Source organism: Bradyrhizobium sp. HKCCYLRH1034, from assembly GCF_051168375.1.
Classification (GTDB): domain Bacteria; phylum Pseudomonadota; class Alphaproteobacteria; order Rhizobiales; family Xanthobacteraceae; genus Bradyrhizobium.
This window is the reverse complement of record NZ_JBNPUW010000003.1, coordinates 605,239-622,103: the sequence shown is the minus strand read 5'-3', so window position 1 is coordinate 622,103 and position 16,865 is coordinate 605,239. Positions and strand designations below refer to the sequence as shown.

Here is a 16,865-nt window from a genome sequence, read left to right as displayed (position 1 = left end):
CGGCCCTATGGTAGCCACGCGCCGCAACGACCCGCCCTTTTTGCCTGGAGAACACTGCGATGACCAACGGTAACGGCGCCACTCCCGAGGCGGCTCCTCCTCCTCAACTGAACGTGCTGGCGCAATACATCAAGGATCTCTCGTTCGAGAATCCGAACGCTCCGCAGTCCCTGGCGCCGCAGGGCCAGCCGCCGCAGATCAACATCCAGATCAATGTCGGCGCCAATGCTCTGAATGACACCGAATACGAGGTGACGCTGACGATCGAGGGCAAGGCCGAGAGCGGCAGCCAGGTGATGTTCAGCTTCGAGTTGGTCTATGGCGGCGTGTTCCGGCTGGTCAACATTCCGCGCGAGAACCTGTCGCCGATGCTGCTGATCGAATGCCCGCGCCTGCTGTTCCCGTTCGCCCGCGAGATCGTCGCCAATTCGGTGCGCGACGGCGGCTTCCCGCCGCTGATGCTGGACCCGGTCGATTTCGTCGGCCTGTACCGCCAGAACATGGAGCGCCAGGCGGCGGCCCAGGGCGGCCAGGTGCTGTCGAGCTGATCCGGTTCTGCTTACGATTGATGTTTGCCGGGCGTGATCCGCTGCCGATCAGGCGGATCACGTGCCGGCGAGAAACTCCGTCCAGATCGGCTTGTCGCCGAGCGTGGCGATGAAGGCGCGATGCGCCTCTCGCTCCGCATCCGTGACCCGCGGCAACAGCGGCTGCTCGCGCTGACGGCGCGGCGTCTCGCCGGCAGATCCGATGCGGATCTCCTGGCTGTCCTGGGTCAGGATCAGCTGCGACTGCCGCGCCCCGACCAGATCGACATAGACCTCCGCCAGCAGCTCGGCGTCGAGCAACGCGCCGTGCTTGGTGCGGCGTGAGTTGTCGATCGCATAGCGTGAGCACAGGTCGTCGAGGCGGTTCGACACGCCGGGATGCTTGCGACGTGCCAGCAGCAGCGTGTCGACCAGACGGTCCCTCGGAATGGCCGCGCGCTTGACCCGGTCGAGCTCGGCATTGATGAAGCCGATGTCGAACGAGGCGTTGTGGATCACCAGCGGGGCATCGCCGATGAATTCCAGGAACTCCTCCACGATCTCGTGAAACAGCGGCTTGTCCGCGAGGAACTCGCTCGACAGTCCGTGAACCGCGAACGCTTCCGCCGGCATGTCACGTTCGGGATTGATGTAGCGGTGGTAGACTTGGCCGGTGGGCATGCGGTTGATGATCTCGACGCAGCCGATCTCGACCAAGCGGTCGCCGCGCAAGGCGTCGAGGCCGGTGGTTTCGGTGTCGAGAACGATCTCACGCATCTGATTTGATCCGTCGGATTCCGCGCGGCCGGCGTTCGCGAATCAGCCCCGGCGCTGTGGCATTCTAACGACCTCCGCCAGGATGTCGCGGATGCGTGCCCGCACCGGATCGAGCCCGTGCGAGGTATCCACGACGAAATCGGCGCGCTTGCGCTTCTCGGCATCCGGCATCTGCCGTGCGAGCAGCGCATCGAGCGCTTCTTCCGTCATCGTGCCGCGCGCCAGAATGCGCTGACGCTGGATCTCGGGCGCGGTCGATACCACCACCACGGCATCGACGCGCTTGTCGCTGCCGGTCTCGAACAGCAAGGGGACATCGACGACGGCAACGGGCACGCCGGACTGCTCGGCGTCGTCGAGAAACTTCTGATGATAGGAGCGCAGCATCGGGTGCACGATCGCTTCGAGCCTGCGGATCGCGTCGGGATCGCCGACGACCTTGGCGGAGAGCCTGGCCCGATCCACCTTGCCGTCCACCGTGGTCCCGGGAAATTCGGCTTCGATCGCCGGCGCGGCTTCGCCCTCATAGACCTTATGAACGGTCGCGTCGGCGTCATAGACCGGGACGCCGGCTTCGGCGAACAGCTTTGCGGTCGTCGACTTGCCCATGCCCATCGAGCCGGTCAGACCCAGCACTCTCATCCGCGGTCAATCCCCCTATGCGCTGCTGCGGTCGGTCTCAGATCCTGAGCAGCTTCGCTTCGCGAAAATAGGCGAGCAGCGGCAGCAGCGGCAGGCCGAGGATGGTGAAGTGATCGCCGTCGATGCGGTCGAACAGGTGCACGCCGAGCCCTTCCAGCTGGTAGGCGCCGACGCTGGATGTGACGGTTTCGCCGGCGGCATCGAGATAGGCTGCGATCTCGGTTTCGGTGAGGGCCCGCATCGTCATCCAGGCGACGGCGACGTGCGAGAACAGCACCTCGCCATTGCGGACCACGGCGATGGCCGAGTGCAGCGCATGGGTGCGTCCGCCCAGCGCCAACAGTTGCTGCATGGCATGCTGGCGGCCGGCCGGCTTGTTGAACATGCGCTCACCCAATGCCAGCGTCTGATCCGCGCCCACCACATATGAATTGGGCCTGTTTGCCGAGACCGCTGCGGCCTTCGCGTTGGCAAGGTGCAACGCAATCTCGTAGGGCGCGACCAGGCCGGCTTCGGCCTGCACCGCGCGTTCGTCGATATCGGCGGGAAGCGCCTCGCACGCGAGTCCTGCGTTTGCGAGCAGCATTCGCCGCGCGCGGCTCTGCGATGCCAGAATCAGAGGCTCGTCACTGCACCAGATGGACATTGATCCGCTCACTAGTCCGGAAGCCGCTGCCGCTGCCGGTCGGTATAGAGTTTTAGGATCGCGGCAGCCGTCTCCTCGATCGAGCGCCGCGTCACGTCGAGCATGACCCAGTTGAACTTCGCACTCAGCTTGCGTGCATAGGCGACCTCGTCCGTCACCGACTGCTTGTCTACATAGTTCTCATTGCCGGATTCCGCACCCATGCTGAGCAGGCGATTCTGCCGCACCTGGATCAGCCGCTCCGGGGTCGCATGCAGGCTGACCACCAGCGGCTTCTTCAATGTCTCGAGCTGATGCGGGATTGGAATGCCCGGGACCAGCGGCACGTTGGCTGTGCGCACGCCGCGGTTGGCGAGATAGATCGATGTCGGAGTCTTCGACGTCCGGCTGACGCCCACCAGCACCACTTCGGCGTCTTCGAGGCCGTCGACCATCTGCCCGTCATCGTGGAGCATCGTGTAGTTCAGCGCATCGATGCGGGCGAAATATTCGGCATTGAGCACGTGCTGCGCACCGACGCGGCCGGCGGTCGATGCGCCGAGATAGGCCTCGAACAGCTGCATCACCGGACCGATGATCGACAGGCTCGGGATGTTGATCTGCTGGCACTTGGCTTCGAGCCGGCTGACCAGATCCTTCTCGAGCAGCGTGAACAGCACGATGCCGGGCGCTTCCTCGATCTCGTCGAGCACGCGGTCGAGCTGCTTCTGGCTCCGCACCAGCGGGTACACGTGCTCGACCGGGGTCACGTTGGTGTATTGCGCGGCGACCGCACGCGCGACCGTGATCAGGGTTTCGCCCGTCGAATCGGAAACCAGATGGAGGTGAAAGTAGTTGCCGGTGGTGGGCATCAAATCCTTAACGATCTGTGAATCCCTGTGAAGGATGGGGCCAAAAAGCCGCCTCGGACCGCTCCCTTTGTATAACCCCGATTGTTCTGCACATGGTCGCCGTCCGGGACAACGTCAGGCAGCAGCGCGATGATATCGGGACGAGGCCCATTTGTCTCTGGATAAGCTGTCGAAGGATTTCGACAAGCGTCTGAATCACATCAGACTCTGGGGCGATCCGGCGTGCGCAGCTCGCATGTTGAGGGATGTGAACAAGCTGCGGGCAGACTGCGGATGACATTGCATGAGTCCAATCCACCGCTACCTAGACTCAAACCTTAAGATTCAAAAATTATTTGGTTTGGAGGGGACTGAGCGAGCGGATATGTCTCGACACGCAAGCTGATCGCCAGCCGAGAGGATCACGCGTTTCCGATGTATGAGTGGATCAAGGCCCTTCACGTCATCGCTGTCATCGCGTGGATGGCCGGCATGCTGTATCTGCCGCGGCTGTTCGTCTATCATTGCGACGCCGAGATCGGCTCGAAGCAATCCGAGACGTTCAAGGTCATGGAACGGCGCCTGCTCAAGGCGATCATCAATCCGGCGATCACCGTGACGTGGCTTGCCGGACTCTATCTGGCCTGGGCCGGCCACTGGTATACCAGCGGTTGGTTTCATGCGAAATTTCTGCTGGTCCTGATCATGTCCGGGGTCCACGGACTGTTCACCCGCTGGGTCAGGGAATTTGGCGCCGACAAGAACACCCGCAGCCAGAAATTCTACCGGTATATCAATGAGGTACCAACGGTGCTGATGATCGGCATCGTGATTCTCGTCATCGTCAAGCCGTTCTGACCGCTTCCCACGGAATACCGCTCCGCTGCAGATGCCTTGCAGACGACGGCGCGATTTTCTATATTATCGATATCCCACCCCACGCAGGCGGATGTGGTTGCGTTCCGGCTTGACCGGCCGCCGCATCAGGTCTGGTGCCTCATCGGCGCCAACCTTGCTCAGACCTGCGGACCTCATTTCGTCCGCCTTCCCACAGCCACCTCGCATCCCTCCCAAGTCGCTTCCACAGGACCACCCCAATGCGGGAAATCAAACTACAGGACCTCAAGTCAAAGACGCCGGCCGAGCTCGTCTCCTTCGCGGAGGAAAACGGGGTCGAGAACGCCAGCACGATGCGCAAGCAGGAGCTGATGTTCGCCATCCTCAAGCAGCTCGCGATCCAGGAAACCGACATCATCGGTGAGGGCGTCGTCGAGGTGCTCTCCGACGGCTTCGGCTTCCTGCGCTCGCCGGATGCGAACTACCTGCCCGGTCCCGACGACATCTATGTCTCGCCGTCGCAGATCCGACGCTTCGGCCTGCGCACCGGTGACACGATCGAAGGGCATATCCGCAGCCCGAAAGAAGGCGAACGCTATTTCGCGCTGCTCAAGGTCAACACGCTGAACTTCGAGGATCCCGAGAAGTCCAAGCACAAGGTCAATTTCGACAATCTCACGCCGCTGTTTCCGGACGAGCGCTTCCGGCTCGAGCTGGAGGATCCGACCCGCAAGGATCTGTCGCCACGCGTCATCGACATCGTCGCGCCGATCGGCAAGGGACAGCGCGCGCTGATCGTGGCGCCGCCGCGCACCGGCAAGACGGTGCTGATGCAGAACATCGCGCACTCGATCACCGCCAATCATCCCGAGTGCTATCTGATTGTGCTGCTGATCGACGAGCGCCCCGAGGAAGTCACGGACATGCAGCGCTCGGTGAAGGGCGAGGTCGTGTCCTCGACCTTCGACGAGCCGGCCGCCCGTCACGTCCAGGTCGCGGAGATGGTGATCGAGAAGGCCAAGCGCCTCGTCGAGCACGGCCGCGACGTCGTCATTCTCCTGGACTCGATCACCCGCCTTGGCCGCGCCTACAACACCGTCGTGCCGTCCTCCGGCAAGGTGCTGACCGGCGGTGTCGACGCCAACGCGCTGCAGCGTCCGAAACGCTTCTTCGGCGCCGCCCGCAACATCGAGGAAGGCGGCTCGCTCACGATCATCGCGACCGCGCTGGTCGACACCGGCAGCCGCATGGACGAGGTCATCTTCGAGGAGTTCAAGGGCACCGGCAACTCCGAGCTCATCCTCGACCGCAAGGTCGCGGACAAGCGGACCTTCCCGGCGATCGACATCGCCCGCTCCGGCACCCGCAAGGAAGAGCTCATCACCGAGCCGCAGAACCTCAAGAAGATGTACGTGCTCCGCCGCATCCTCAATCCGATGGGCACCATGGACGCGATCGACTTCCTGCTCGACAAGCTCCGCAGCACCAAGAGCAATGCCGAGTTCTTCGAGTCGATGAACACCTGATCGAGGCACTGCTTCAATCTGCAAAGGGCGCTCTCCGGAGCGCCCTTTTTGTTTGACGTGTTTGTCGCTGCGCCCCGCGTGAAGACCTCGATGCTTATCCGCCCGCCATGGTTCGCCGGCGTAAAGCATGCCGCTGCAAACCGATTGTCTTTCGCTGCCGGTGAGCCCAACTGAGGATCATGCATCCTCACGACCAGACCATCTTCGCGCTGTCCTCCGGACGCCTGCCGAGTGCGATTGCGATCGTCAGACTCTCCGGGCCTCACGCCGGCATCGCCCTTCAGATGCTTGCGGGGAAACTGCCGCTGCCGAGGATGGCGACGCGCGCCTTGCTGCGGGATGGTAATGGCGAGCCGATCGACGATGCCGTCGTGCTGTGGTTTCCCGGACCCGCAAGCGCCACCGGCGAAGATGTTGCCGAGCTGCATGTGCACGGCAGTCGAGCCGTCCTGGCGACAATGTTCTCGGTGCTGTCGACGATGCCGCAGATGCGCCCTGCTGAGCCGGGCGAGTTCACGCGGCGCGCGTTCGAGAATGGCAAGATCGATCTGACCGAGGCCGAAGGTCTCGACGACCTCATCCACGCCGACACGGACCGCCAGCGGCGCCAGGCGTTGCGGCAGCTGAAGGGCCTGTTGGGCGACAAGGCGCGGAGCTGGCGTGAGCAGATCATCGAGGCGGCGGCGCTGATCGAGGCCGGGATCGACTTTGCCGATGAAGGCGACGTGCCAACCGAGCTGATGGCGCCCGCGCTCGCCCGGATCGGCCAGCTGTTGACCGAGATCGAGTCGGTGCTGTCGGCCGAGGGCCGGGCCGAACGTCTGCGCGACGGCCTGACGGTCGTCATTGCCGGACCGCCGAACGCGGGCAAGTCGACCTTGATGAACCAGCTTGCGCGTCGCGAGGTCGCGATCGTCTCTCCGCAGGCCGGCACCACGCGCGATCTCATCGAGGTTCAGCTCGATCTCGACGGCTATCCAGTGACGGTGATCGACACCGCGGGCATTCGCGAGACGGACGATCCGGTCGAGCAGGAGGGTGTTCGGCGCGCGCGAGACCGAGCGGCGCAGGCGGATCTGGTGCTGTGGCTGTCGGAGGATGAGCAGGCCGAGGTTGAGCGCCAAAGCGAGGCTCCCGTCTGGCTCGTTCGTAACAAGATCGATCTGAGCAGAGGTCGGGAGGGGAGTCGTCCATCGTCCAGCGGAGATAACCCGGTCTTTCAGATCTCCGCGCGAAGCGGGGCAGGGCTGGTCGAGCTGCTGGATGCGCTGGTTGGCTTTGCCCGGGACTATTTTGGATCAACTGAGAGCGGCCTGATCACACGGCAGCGGCAGCGGACTCTGCTCGCCGACACCGCCGCTGCGCTTCAGCGTAGCATCTCGGCGATCGACCTGGGCGAGGAGCTTGCTGCGGAGGAGCTGCGGATCGCCGCGCTTGCGCTAGGGCGTCTTTTGGGACGAGTGGATGTCGAAGACCTGCTCGACGTGATCTTTCGCGAGTTCTGCATCGGCAAGTAGCCGCGGTTCCCGACGAACCGGGTCGGATATACTTAATGAAGCGTTGCTTGGTTAATCGATCGTCAATTGTTTCACGTGAAACAAGATGTACGGACGCCGTCAGGGATGTTTCACGTGAAACACGATGGGACCGCGGAGTTGGTCATGTTTCACGTGAAACAACGAGGATTCGACGTCGGCGAATGTTTCACGTGAAACGTCTTCCGAGCATTGTCTGCAGGCGTTAGATAAGCCCCATGATCCAGCATCTGACATCCTACGACGTCGTCGTCATCGGTGGCGGCCACGCCGGCTGTGAAGCCGCGGCGGGCGCGGCGCGCATGGGCGCCCGAACCGCGCTGATCACCCATCAGTTCGCGACGATCGGGGCCATGTCCTGCAATCCGGCCATCGGAGGATTGGGGAAAGGACATCTGGTTCGCGAGGTCGACGCTCTCGACGGCTTGATGGGTCGCGTCGCCGACGCCGGCGGCATCCAGTTTCGCGTTCTGAATCGCCGCAAGGGACCGGCCGTTCGAGGTCCACGCGCCCAGGCCGACCGCAAGCTCTACGCCGCGGCGATGCAGTCGGCGATCCGGGAGACCCCGAACCTCACCGTCATTGAAGGCGAGGCGGACGAACTGATCGCTACCGGCGGACGGGTGGCAGGGGTGCGGTTGGCTGACGGCCGGACCTTCATCTGTGGCGCTGTCGTCATCACGACCGGCACGTTCCTGCGTGGTCTGATCCACCTGGGTGAGAGGACCTGGCCGGCCGGCCGGGTCGGCGAAGCGCCGGCGCTGGGGCTGTCCCAGTCTCTCGAAGCCATCGGATTTCGGCTCGGCCGCCTCAAGACCGGCACGCCGCCGCGCCTGGATGGATCGACGATCGACTGGAGCGCGGTCGAGATGCAGCCCGGCGACGATCCGCCGGAGCCGTTCTCCGTTCTGACCGACAGGATCACCACCCCGCAGATCCAATGCGGCATCACCCGGACGACGACCGCAACCCACGAGGTGATCCGCGCCAACGTCCATCGCTCGCCGATGTACTCCGGGCAGATCAAGTCGACCGGGCCGCGTTACTGTCCCTCGGTCGAGGACAAGATCGTCCGCTTCGGTGACCGCGACGGTCACCAGATCTTCCTGGAGCCCGAAGGGCTCGACGATACGACGGTCTACCCGAACGGCATCTCGACCTCGCTACCGGAGGAGGTCCAGCTCGCGCTGCTGCCGACCATCCCGGGTCTCGAACGGGTCCGGATGATCCGGCCGGGCTATGCCATCGAGTACGACCACGTCGATCCGCGTGAGCTCGAGCCGACCCTGCAGACCAAGCGGATGAAGGGTCTGTTCCTCGCTGGCCAGATCAACGGCACGACCGGGTATGAGGAGGCCGCAGCTCAAGGTCTGGTCGCGGGTCTCAATGCCGCGCTGGCCGCGGGCGGCGGCGGGCCGGTCGTATTCGATCGCGCCGATGGCTATCTGGGGGTGATGATCGACGACCTCGTCACGCGGGGGATCACCGAGCCGTATCGGATGTTCACCTCGCGCGCCGAGTATCGACTGACGCTGCGGGCGGACAATGCCGACCAGCGGCTGACCGACAAGGGCATGGCGCTCGGCTGTGTCGGCAATGATCGTGCGCGTTTCCATCGGAGCAAGATGGGCGCGTTGGAAGCTGCCCGCGCGATGGCGAGGTCGCTGACGATCACGCCCAACGAGGCGGCGAAGCATGGCTTCACGCTCAACAAGGATGGCCAGCGCCGCTCGGCCTTCGAACTGATGGCCTATCCGGAGATCGGTTTCTCCGAGGTGAGGGCGATCTGGCCGGAGCTCGGCGCGATCGATCCCGCCATCGTCATCCATCTCGAGATCGATGCCAAATATGATGTCTATGTCCGCCGGCAGAGCCAGGACGTCGACGCCTTCCGGCGCGACGAAAGCCTGGTGCTCGGTGACGTCGACTATGCGCTCGTCCCAGGTCTCTCCAATGAGGCGCGAGCGAAGCTGACGGCGGCCAGGCCGTGGACGATCGGGCAGGCCGGCCGGATCGATGGCATGACGCCGGCGGCGCTCGGGATCCTTGCGGCCTATCTCCGCCGCGAAGCGCGTCTTAGCAAGACCACCGGCTGAGGCGTTTCACGTGAAACAGGCATCGCCAGCGGTGGCATCCAAGATGATCGAATCGGACAAGGCGGCAGCGCTCGCGCTGACTCCCGTTTCACGTGAAACGGAGCAGCGTCTCGATCGCTACGTCGCACTGCTGCTGGAGTGGCAGGCGAAGACCAATTTGATCGCGCCGTCGACCTTGCCGCATCTCTGGACGCGCCACATCGCCGACTCGCTTCAGCTCCTGGACCTCGCGCCCGACGCCCGGATCTGGATTGATCTCGGCAGCGGCGGCGGCTTCCCGGGCGTCGTCCTCGCCTGCGCCCTGGCCGAGCGGGATGGTGCCCAGGTCTATCTGGTCGAGCGCAATGCCAAGAAGGCCGCCTTCCTGCGCGAAGCAATTCGCGTCACCGGCGCTCCGGGGATCGTGCATTTGTCAGAGATCGGGGATATCGTGGAGAAGTGGGGCGGGCGAGTCGATTGCGTGACCGCACGCGCGCTTGCTCCGCTACATCAGCTCATCGGCTTTGCGGAGCCCCTGGTGAAAAAAGGCGCGAAAGCGCTGTTTCTCAAGGGTCAAGATGTAGAAGCGGAATTGACCGAATCTACTAAGTATTGGAAAATTGAGTCGAAACTTCACTCCAGCCGGACGGGCGGGCAGGGCTGGATCGTCGCAATCGATTGCATCGAGCGACAGAGCTGAATTCCGTCAAGACGACAACCAATGGCGATCGCGCATGGCCGTAATTGATCAGATTTATCAAGAAGATAGGGCTCCTCACCCGGAGGGGCATCCGCGCATCCTGGCGCTCGCCAATCAGAAGGGCGGGGTCGGCAAGACCACGACCGCGATCAACCTCGGTACGGCGCTGGCCGCGATCGGCGAGCGGGTGCTGATCGTCGATCTCGATCCGCAGGGCAACGCCTCGACCGGCCTCGGCATCGACCGTGGCAGCCGCAACTGCTCGACCTATGACGTGCTGATCGGCGAGGCCTCGCTGCGCGACGCCGTCGTTGCGACGGCCGTGCCGCGGCTGCACATCGCCTCCTCGACGATGGACCTGTCGGGGCTCGAGCTCGAGCTCGGCTCCACCGCCAACCGCGCCTTCCGTCTGCGCGATGCGATCGCCGGCCTCAACAACAACGTCTCGCCGGAGAACGACTACACCTACGTGCTGGTCGATTGTCCGCCGTCGCTGAACCTGCTGACGGTCAATGCGATGGCCGCGTCCGACGCGATCCTGGTGCCGCTGCAGTGCGAGTTCTTCGCGCTCGAAGGTCTGTCGCAGCTGTTGCAGACCGTGGAGCAGGTGCGCTCGACCTTGAACCCGAACCTCTCGATCCACGGCATCGTGCTGACGATGTTCGACTCGCGCAACAACCTGTCGAACCAGGTGGTCGCCGACGTCCGCCAGTTCATGGGATCGAAGGTCTACAACACGATGATCCCGCGCAACGTGCGCATCTCGGAAGCGCCGTCCTACGGCAAGCCGGTGCTGGTCTACGACTTGAAGTGCGTCGGCAGCGAGGCCTATCTCAAGCTCGCGACCGAAGTCATTCAGCGCGAGCGTGACCTGCGCACGAACTGACTTTGCCTCTGCTCCGGGGGACCTCGTCGCCCGGATCTCATTCGAGGACGGCAGCGGATTCCGAAATGAATCCGCTCCCTCGTTCATTGTGCCGGCGGGACCCGATCGGCAGCAGACGCAAGCGGAGCGTGACGTGAATCCAAAGGAGAAGGCGATGGCCGACGAGTCGCGATCGCGATTGGGCCGGGGTCTCGCAAGTCTGATCGGTGACGTCGGCCGCGAGGCCGGCGCGCCGCCGGAGCGGCCGCGCAATCAGCGCAAGGTGCCGATCGAATTCCTCAAGCCGAACCCGCGCAACCCGCGTAAGACATTTTCCGACGGCGAGCTCGCCGAGCTCTCGGCCTCGATCAAGCAGCATGGCGTGATCCAGCCGATCGTGGTGCGTCCGGTGAAGGGCCAGCACGACCGCTACGAGATCATCGCCGGCGAGCGGCGCTGGCGCGCCTCGCAGGCCGCCGGTCTGCACGAGGTGCCGATCGTTCCGGTCGATGTCAGCGACAGCGATGCGCTGGAGCTCGCGATCATCGAGAACGTGCAGCGCGAGGATCTCAATCCGATGGAGGAGGCGCAGGGCTATCACGCGCTCGCCAACGAGTTCAAACGCAACCAGGAAGACATCGCCAAGATCGTCGGCAAGAGCCGCAGCCACGTCGCCAACATGATGCGGCTGACCAAGCTGCCGGCCGAGGTGCAGGGCTTCATCGCGACCGGGCAGATCTCGGCCGGCCATGCGCGAGCGCTGATCAACCTGCCGGATCCGATGTCGGCGGCGAAGAAGATCATCGCGGAAGGGCTGAACGTCCGGCAGACCGAGGCGCTGGCGCATGAGGAGGGCGTGCCGGAACGCAAGCCGCAGAAGCCGCGCAGCAGCGGCAGCGCGCCGGCGGAGAAGAAGGACGCCGACACCATCGCGTTGGAGAAGCGCGTCGGCGATGCGCTCGGTCTTTCGGTGTCGATCAGCCACTGCGACCCCGGCGGCACGGTGCAGATCACCTACCGCAGCCTCGAGCAGCTCGACGAGGTGATGCGCCGGCTGGAGCAGGGCTAGGCTGTTAGTTGGTGGCGCTCATTGCGCCGCCGCGGCTGCGCCTCGGGCTTCCAAGAGTTCGTTGCTCCGCTCTCACCTTCGTCACGGCCGGGCTTGACCCGGCCATCCATTTTTTGGGACGAAGCGGATGGATGCCCGGGTCAAGCCCGGGCATGACGAGCTAACAATTTGGAAGAGTTACTCGCCTGACAACGGCGTCTACGGCTGTGTTTTTCGTCGCGATTGCCAAAGCGAACACACGACTCTCTCCTCCGTCATTCCGGGGCGTGCGCAGCACGAACCCGGAATCCATCTCTCGGCAGATCCTGTAGCCCGATGGATTCCGGGCTCGCCCTTCGGGCGCCCCGGAATGACGGCCGAGGTTGGAGAGCGATCTCGGGTCCACTCGGGCTGGAGTCCTCGACGCCGTCTTCAGGGAGCCGGCGCACTGACCATCACCCCTTGCGCCGTGCCGCGACCGCGATCGACAGCAGCGTCCGCTGCGCGATCGCTGCCGCCAATCCCGGCTGCTTGCGCATGTCGAGCGCGGCTGTCGCCAGCTGGTCGATGATCGGCAGCAGGCGGGCAGGGGAGAAATTGCGCAGCGCCGTCTCGGCGCTCGGCTTGCGCGAGAAGTGCAGCCGGGGGAAGCCGCCTTCGAGGATGGACGAGACTGGCGTGCCGGAAGCGACGGCGAGCGCCGATTTGTGCAGCCATGCGGCATGTCGCTGCGCGGCGGAGATGATGACGCCGGGATAGGTGCCCGCGATCATCGCCTTGCCGAACTCGGTCTCGACCATTTCCGGCTTGCCGCCGAAGGCGCCGTCGACGATCGGATCGAGCTTCATCTCCGAGGCGTCGGCGACCACGGCCATCACGTGGTCGAGCGTCACCTCGCCTTCGCCGTGGGCGAACAGGGTCAGCTTGCGCAGCTCGTTGCGGGAGGCCTGGCGGTCGCCGCCGAGCAGCGCCATCAGATAGGCGCGGGCCTCCGGAGAGATGCGCAGCGAGGCCAAGCGCAATTCGTCGTCGATCAGCTTGGCGAGATCGCGCTCGGTGTCCGGGTAGCAGCCGATCGCCACCGCCGTTCTGGCCTTCTCGCAAATCTTGCGCAGTGGCGAATCGGGGCGGATGTCGCCGGCCTCGATCACGACGCGGCAGTCCCGCACGTTCATCTCGCTGAGCGTCTCGACGCCGCTGGCGAAATTGCGCGAGCCGGCGCGCACCCGGATGGCCCGGCGGCCGCCGAACAGCGGCACGGTCATGGCTTCGTCGACGAGGCGCGACGGCTCCGCGGAGAGCTCGTCACCGTCGAGCCTGACCACGGAGAAGGGATCATCGGGGTTGTCGACGGCCGAAGCGATGAGGGCCTCGGCGCGCTCGCGAACCAGGCCGGTATCCGGACCGTACAACAGGATCAGCGGACGAGCGGCGTCCGGTTTGGCCAGGAAGGCATCGATGTCTCGTCCGCGCAGCGCGACCACGGCGATGTCAGCCGTGCGTCAGGTGCCCGCGGTGAAATAGGCCGCGAGCCGCGTTTTGATCTTCTCGGCGACCTCCTCGGAGGCGCGATCCTCGGCGTCACGGAAGGCCCGCTGCCGGGCGAAGCGCTGGTACGAGCCGGGGATGTCATAGGAGGTGCGTGCGAAGGTCGTTCCGGTCATGACCGATTTGTTGGTCGCCAGCTCGACCAGATTGTACTGCACGTCGAGGCCGACATTCTCGGTGGTCGGCAGGCCGGTGGTCTGCGAGACGATCAGCGAGGACCGGCTGGTCTGCAATCGCAGGACCAGCTTGTGGGTCGGCGCCGTGCCGGTTGCGGTGCCGTACAGCTTGAAGGCGAGCGCGTTGCGGATGCCGACGCCGATGCGCGCCTCGGGCGAGGCGTTCGGCTTGTCGACCGGCGGCAGCTCGATGCCCATCAGCTTTTCGCGCAGGCCGGGCGTGCCGTCGGTATGCTCTGCATACATCGGCTGGAAGCAGCCTGCCGTCAGCGCGGCCAAAGCGGCCACGGCAACAAGCCGAGCAGCGATCCGAAACCTAGCCGACGACATTCACGATCCTCTTGGGAACAATGATCACCTTGCGGACGGGTCTGCCATCCAGCGCCAGTTTTACTGCATCGAGGGCCAAAACGGCAGCCTCAATTTCCGGATTCTGCGCGTTGCTGGCGACTGTGACTTCTCCGCGCTTCTTGCCGTTGACCTGGACGACCAGGGTCATGCTGTCCTCAACCAGCAAATCTCGTTCGATTTGCGGCCAGGAGGCCTCCGAGATCAGCCCGGTCTGGCCCAGCACCTGCCAGCATTCTTCGGCCAGATGCGGCATCATCGGCGAGAACAGCTGCACCAGGATCCCGGCGGCCTCGCGAATCGCCCAGGCCAGGTCGGCCGCCGGCTTGGCCGGCCGCGCCAGGACGTCGGCCAGCGCATTGGCGAACTCGCGGATATGCGCCAGGCAGACGTTGAAGTGCAACCGCTCGATGCCACCGGTCACCTTGTCCAGGGCGCCGTGGGCAGCCTTGCGCAGCGCCAGCGCGTCGGGGCCGAACGCGGCCGGGCGGGACGAGGGGGCCTCGGCCGCTGCCGCGACCGATTCGTTGACCAGCCGCCACAGCCGCTGGACGAAGCGCGCCGCGCCCTGCACCCGCTCGTCGCTCCAGATCACGTCGCGGTCCGGCGGCGAGTCCGACAGCATGAACCAGCGCGCGACGTCGGCGCCGTAGCTCTCGATGATGTCGTCGGGGTCGACGGTGTTCTTCTTCGACTTCGACATCTTCTCGATCGGGCCGATCGTGATGTCCTCGCCGGTGGCGGCCAGCACGGCGCGGCGGCCGTTGCCGCCGATCTCGATCTTGACCTCCGCCGGGTTGACGTAGGTGCCGTCGGCTTTCTGATAGGTCTCGTGGACCACCATGCCCTGTGTGAACATGCCGGCGAACGGCTCGTCCATCGCGACGTGGCCGGTGGCTTTCATCGCGCGGGTGAAGAACCGGCTGTAGAGCAGATGCAGAATCGCGTGCTCGACGCCGCCGATATACTGGTCGACCGGCATCATCCGGTTGGCCACGGCCGGCGTCGTCGGCGCGGTCTCGTTCCATGGATCGGTGAAGCGCGCGAAGTACCAGGACGAATCCACGAAGGTGTCCATGGTATCGGTCTCACGCTGCGCCTTGCCCCCGCATGCGGGGCAGGTGACGTGCTTCCAGGTCGGATGGTGGTCGAGCGCATTGCCCGGCTTGTCGAAGGTGACGTCGTCCGGCAGCACCACGGGCAGGTCCTTGGCCGGCACCGGCACGACATCGCAGGTCGGGCAGTGGATCACCGGGATCGGGCAGCCCCAATAGCGCTGGCGCGAGATGCCCCAATCGCGTAGCCGGAAATTGACCTGGCGCTCGCCGACGGCGGCGCCAGCGCGCTGCTCGGTCTCCAGCCGCTTGGCGACCTCGTCCTTGGCCTGCGCGATCGTCATGCCGTCGAGGAAGCGCGAATTGATCAGGCGGCCGTCGCCGTCGAACGCGGTGTCGGTGATGACGAAGCTCGCCGGGTCTTGACCCTCGGGGCAGACCACCGGCGTGTTGCCGAGATTGTATTTGTTGACGAAGTCGAGGTCGCGCTGGTCATGCGCCGGACAGCCGAAGATGGCGCCGGTGCCGTATTCCATCAGCACGAAGTTCGCGACATAGACCGGCAGGGTCCAGCTCGGATCGAACGGATGCACGGCGCGGATGCCGGTGTCGAAGCCCTGCTTCTCCGCGGTGTCGATCGCCTCCTGCGCGGTGCCGATCCGCTTGATCTCGGCGATGAACGCGGCGAGCTCCGGGTTCTTGGCGGCCGCGGCTTGCGCCAGCGGATGGTCCGCCGAGATCGCCATGAACCTGGCGCCGAACAGCGTGTCCGGCCGCGTCGTGAAGATCTTCAATTCGGTCTCGCCCGCCGGCGTCGTCTTGGGATCCAGCGCGAAGCGGATCAGCAGGCCTTCGGAGCGGCCGATCCAGTTGCGCTGCATCAGCCGCACCTTGTCGGGCCAGCGGTCGAGACCATCGAGCGCGTCCAGCAGCTCCTGCGAGTACTTCGTGATCTTGAACACCCATTGGTTCATCTCACGCTGTTCGACCACCGCACCGGAGCGCCAGCCGCGACCGTCGATGACCTGCTCGTTGGCGAGCACGGTCATGTCGACCGGATCCCAGTTCACCTTGCGCTTCTCGCGCTCGACCAGCCCTGCTTGCATGAAGTCGAGGAACATCTTCTGCTGGTGCTTGTAGTAGGATGGATCGCAGGTCGCGAACTCGCGCGCCCAGTCGAGCGACAGGCCGATCGAGCGCAGCTGCTTCTTCATCGCCGCGATATTGTCGTAGGTCCACGCCTTCGGCGCGACCTTGCGCTCGATCGCTGCGTTCTCCGCCGGCAGGCCGAACGCGTCCCAACCCATCGGATGCAGCACGTTGAAGCCCTTGGCACGCATGAAGCGCGCCAGCACGTCGCCCAGCGTATAATTACGGACATGGCCGATATGGATGCGTCCCGACGGATAGGGAAACATCTCGAGTACGTAGTATTTCGGACGCGGATCGTCGTTCCTGGTGGCGAAGATCGCCTTTTCGTCCCACTGGCGCTGCCAGCGTGGCTCGGCTTCACGGGCGTTGTAGCGTTCGGATGTCATGGAATCGCTTGTAATTTTCGAGGATTCGCGTCGTTTGAAGACGGCGGACTAGGCCACAAAAGCGGCAGCCCGGTCAATGGGGCGACAGATGATGATACCATTTTGGGCATCCGCTAAGCGACGGTAATCGTGAGTTTTTTTGCAGCCTCTGCCGGCAGTGTCGAAGGTCCGATTGAGGCACGGTTAAGACTT

At 64.4% G+C, this 16,865-nt stretch carries 15 protein-coding genes; 8 read left to right on the top strand and 7 right to left on the bottom strand.

Going from position 1 to position 16,865, the window contains the following annotated elements; translation table 11 throughout:
- Positions 1–59 precede the first annotated feature (59 nt).
- Positions 60–548 carry a protein-export chaperone SecB gene (gene secB / locus ACQR0W_RS09860; RefSeq protein WP_315716797.1) on the top strand — a complete coding sequence of 163 codons (489 nt, stop codon included), beginning with the start codon at positions 60–62 and terminating at the stop codon, positions 546–548.
- A gap of 57 nt (positions 549–605) precedes the next feature.
- Here secB and dnaQ read toward each other — a convergent pair whose 3' ends face one another.
- Genes dnaQ through ACQR0W_RS09840 form a run of 4 tightly spaced genes read right to left on the bottom strand, consistent with a single transcriptional unit; the run spans position 606 to position 3,443 of the window.
- Entirely contained in the window at positions 606–1,304 is a 699-nt protein-coding gene (gene dnaQ / locus ACQR0W_RS09855; protein ID WP_315716798.1) for a DNA polymerase III subunit epsilon, read from the bottom strand.
- Positions 1,305–1,346: 42 nt separating this feature from the next.
- Positions 1,347–1,946 carry a dephospho-CoA kinase gene (coaE, locus tag ACQR0W_RS09850; RefSeq protein ID WP_316170001.1) on the bottom strand — a complete coding sequence of 200 codons (600 nt, stop codon included), beginning with the start codon at positions 1,944–1,946 and terminating at the stop codon, positions 1,347–1,349.
- Between the two features lie 37 nt (positions 1,947–1,983).
- A complete protein-coding gene (locus ACQR0W_RS09845; RefSeq protein ID WP_315716800.1) occupies positions 1,984–2,592 on the bottom strand; it encodes a Maf family protein in 609 nt (202 codons plus the stop codon).
- An 11-nt stretch (positions 2,593–2,603) separates the two neighbouring features.
- Complete coding sequence (locus ACQR0W_RS09840; RefSeq protein WP_315716801.1) at positions 2,604–3,443, bottom strand: pyruvate, water dikinase regulatory protein; 840 nt, start codon at positions 3,441–3,443, stop codon at positions 2,604–2,606.
- A 414-nt stretch (positions 3,444–3,857) separates the two neighbouring features.
- Here ACQR0W_RS09840 and hemJ point away from each other — a divergent pair, with 414 nt between their 5' ends.
- From hemJ to ACQR0W_RS09805, 7 genes are all read left to right on the top strand, one after another.
- On the top strand, positions 3,858–4,280 hold the full coding sequence (gene hemJ / locus ACQR0W_RS09835; protein ID WP_315716802.1) for a protoporphyrinogen oxidase HemJ: 423 nt from the start codon (positions 3,858–3,860) through the stop codon (positions 4,278–4,280).
- Positions 4,281–4,519: 239 nt separating this feature from the next.
- Positions 4,520–5,785: a transcription termination factor Rho gene (rho, locus tag ACQR0W_RS09830; RefSeq protein ID WP_008965552.1), complete on the top strand. Its 1,266-nt coding sequence runs from the start codon at positions 4,520–4,522 to the stop codon at positions 5,783–5,785.
- A gap of 179 nt (positions 5,786–5,964) precedes the next feature.
- Positions 5,965–7,302 carry a tRNA uridine-5-carboxymethylaminomethyl(34) synthesis GTPase MnmE gene (gene mnmE, locus ACQR0W_RS09825; protein WP_315750511.1) on the top strand — a complete coding sequence of 446 codons (1,338 nt, stop codon included), beginning with the start codon at positions 5,965–5,967 and terminating at the stop codon, positions 7,300–7,302.
- Between the two features lie 236 nt (positions 7,303–7,538).
- Positions 7,539–9,416 carry a tRNA uridine-5-carboxymethylaminomethyl(34) synthesis enzyme MnmG gene (gene mnmG, locus ACQR0W_RS09820; RefSeq protein ID WP_316170002.1) on the top strand — a complete coding sequence of 626 codons (1,878 nt, stop codon included), beginning with the start codon at positions 7,539–7,541 and terminating at the stop codon, positions 9,414–9,416.
- A gap of 10 nt (positions 9,417–9,426) precedes the next feature.
- On the top strand, positions 9,427–10,095 hold the full coding sequence (gene rsmG / locus ACQR0W_RS09815) for a 16S rRNA (guanine(527)-N(7))-methyltransferase RsmG (RefSeq protein WP_410051217.1): 669 nt from the start codon (positions 9,427–9,429) through the stop codon (positions 10,093–10,095).
- Positions 10,096–10,129: 34 nt separating this feature from the next.
- Positions 10,130–10,981, top strand: coding sequence for a ParA family protein (locus ACQR0W_RS09810; RefSeq protein ID WP_315716805.1), 852 nt, complete (start codon positions 10,130–10,132; stop codon positions 10,979–10,981).
- A 154-nt stretch (positions 10,982–11,135) separates the two neighbouring features.
- Positions 11,136–12,029, top strand: coding sequence for a ParB/RepB/Spo0J family partition protein (locus ACQR0W_RS09805; protein WP_316170089.1), 894 nt, complete (start codon positions 11,136–11,138; stop codon positions 12,027–12,029).
- Between the two features lie 434 nt (positions 12,030–12,463).
- On the opposite strand, the gene holA is transcribed toward ACQR0W_RS09805, so the two are convergent.
- The 3 genes from holA to leuS are packed head-to-tail and all read right to left on the bottom strand — an operon-like array spanning position 12,464 to position 16,673.
- Positions 12,464–13,492 (bottom strand): DNA polymerase III subunit delta, encoded by a 1,029-nt coding sequence (holA, locus tag ACQR0W_RS09800; protein ID WP_315716806.1) that lies wholly within the window; start codon positions 13,490–13,492, stop codon positions 12,464–12,466.
- Positions 13,493–13,510: 18 nt separating this feature from the next.
- Positions 13,511–14,062: an LPS assembly lipoprotein LptE gene (lptE, locus tag ACQR0W_RS09795; protein WP_315716807.1), complete on the bottom strand. Its 552-nt coding sequence runs from the start codon at positions 14,060–14,062 to the stop codon at positions 13,511–13,513.
- Positions 14,049–16,673 carry a leucine--tRNA ligase gene (leuS, locus tag ACQR0W_RS09790; RefSeq protein ID WP_316170003.1) on the bottom strand — a complete coding sequence of 875 codons (2,625 nt, stop codon included), beginning with the start codon at positions 16,671–16,673 and terminating at the stop codon, positions 14,049–14,051. The genes lptE and leuS overlap by 14 nt, the downstream gene beginning before the upstream one ends.
- Between the last annotated feature and the right edge of the window lie 192 nt (positions 16,674–16,865).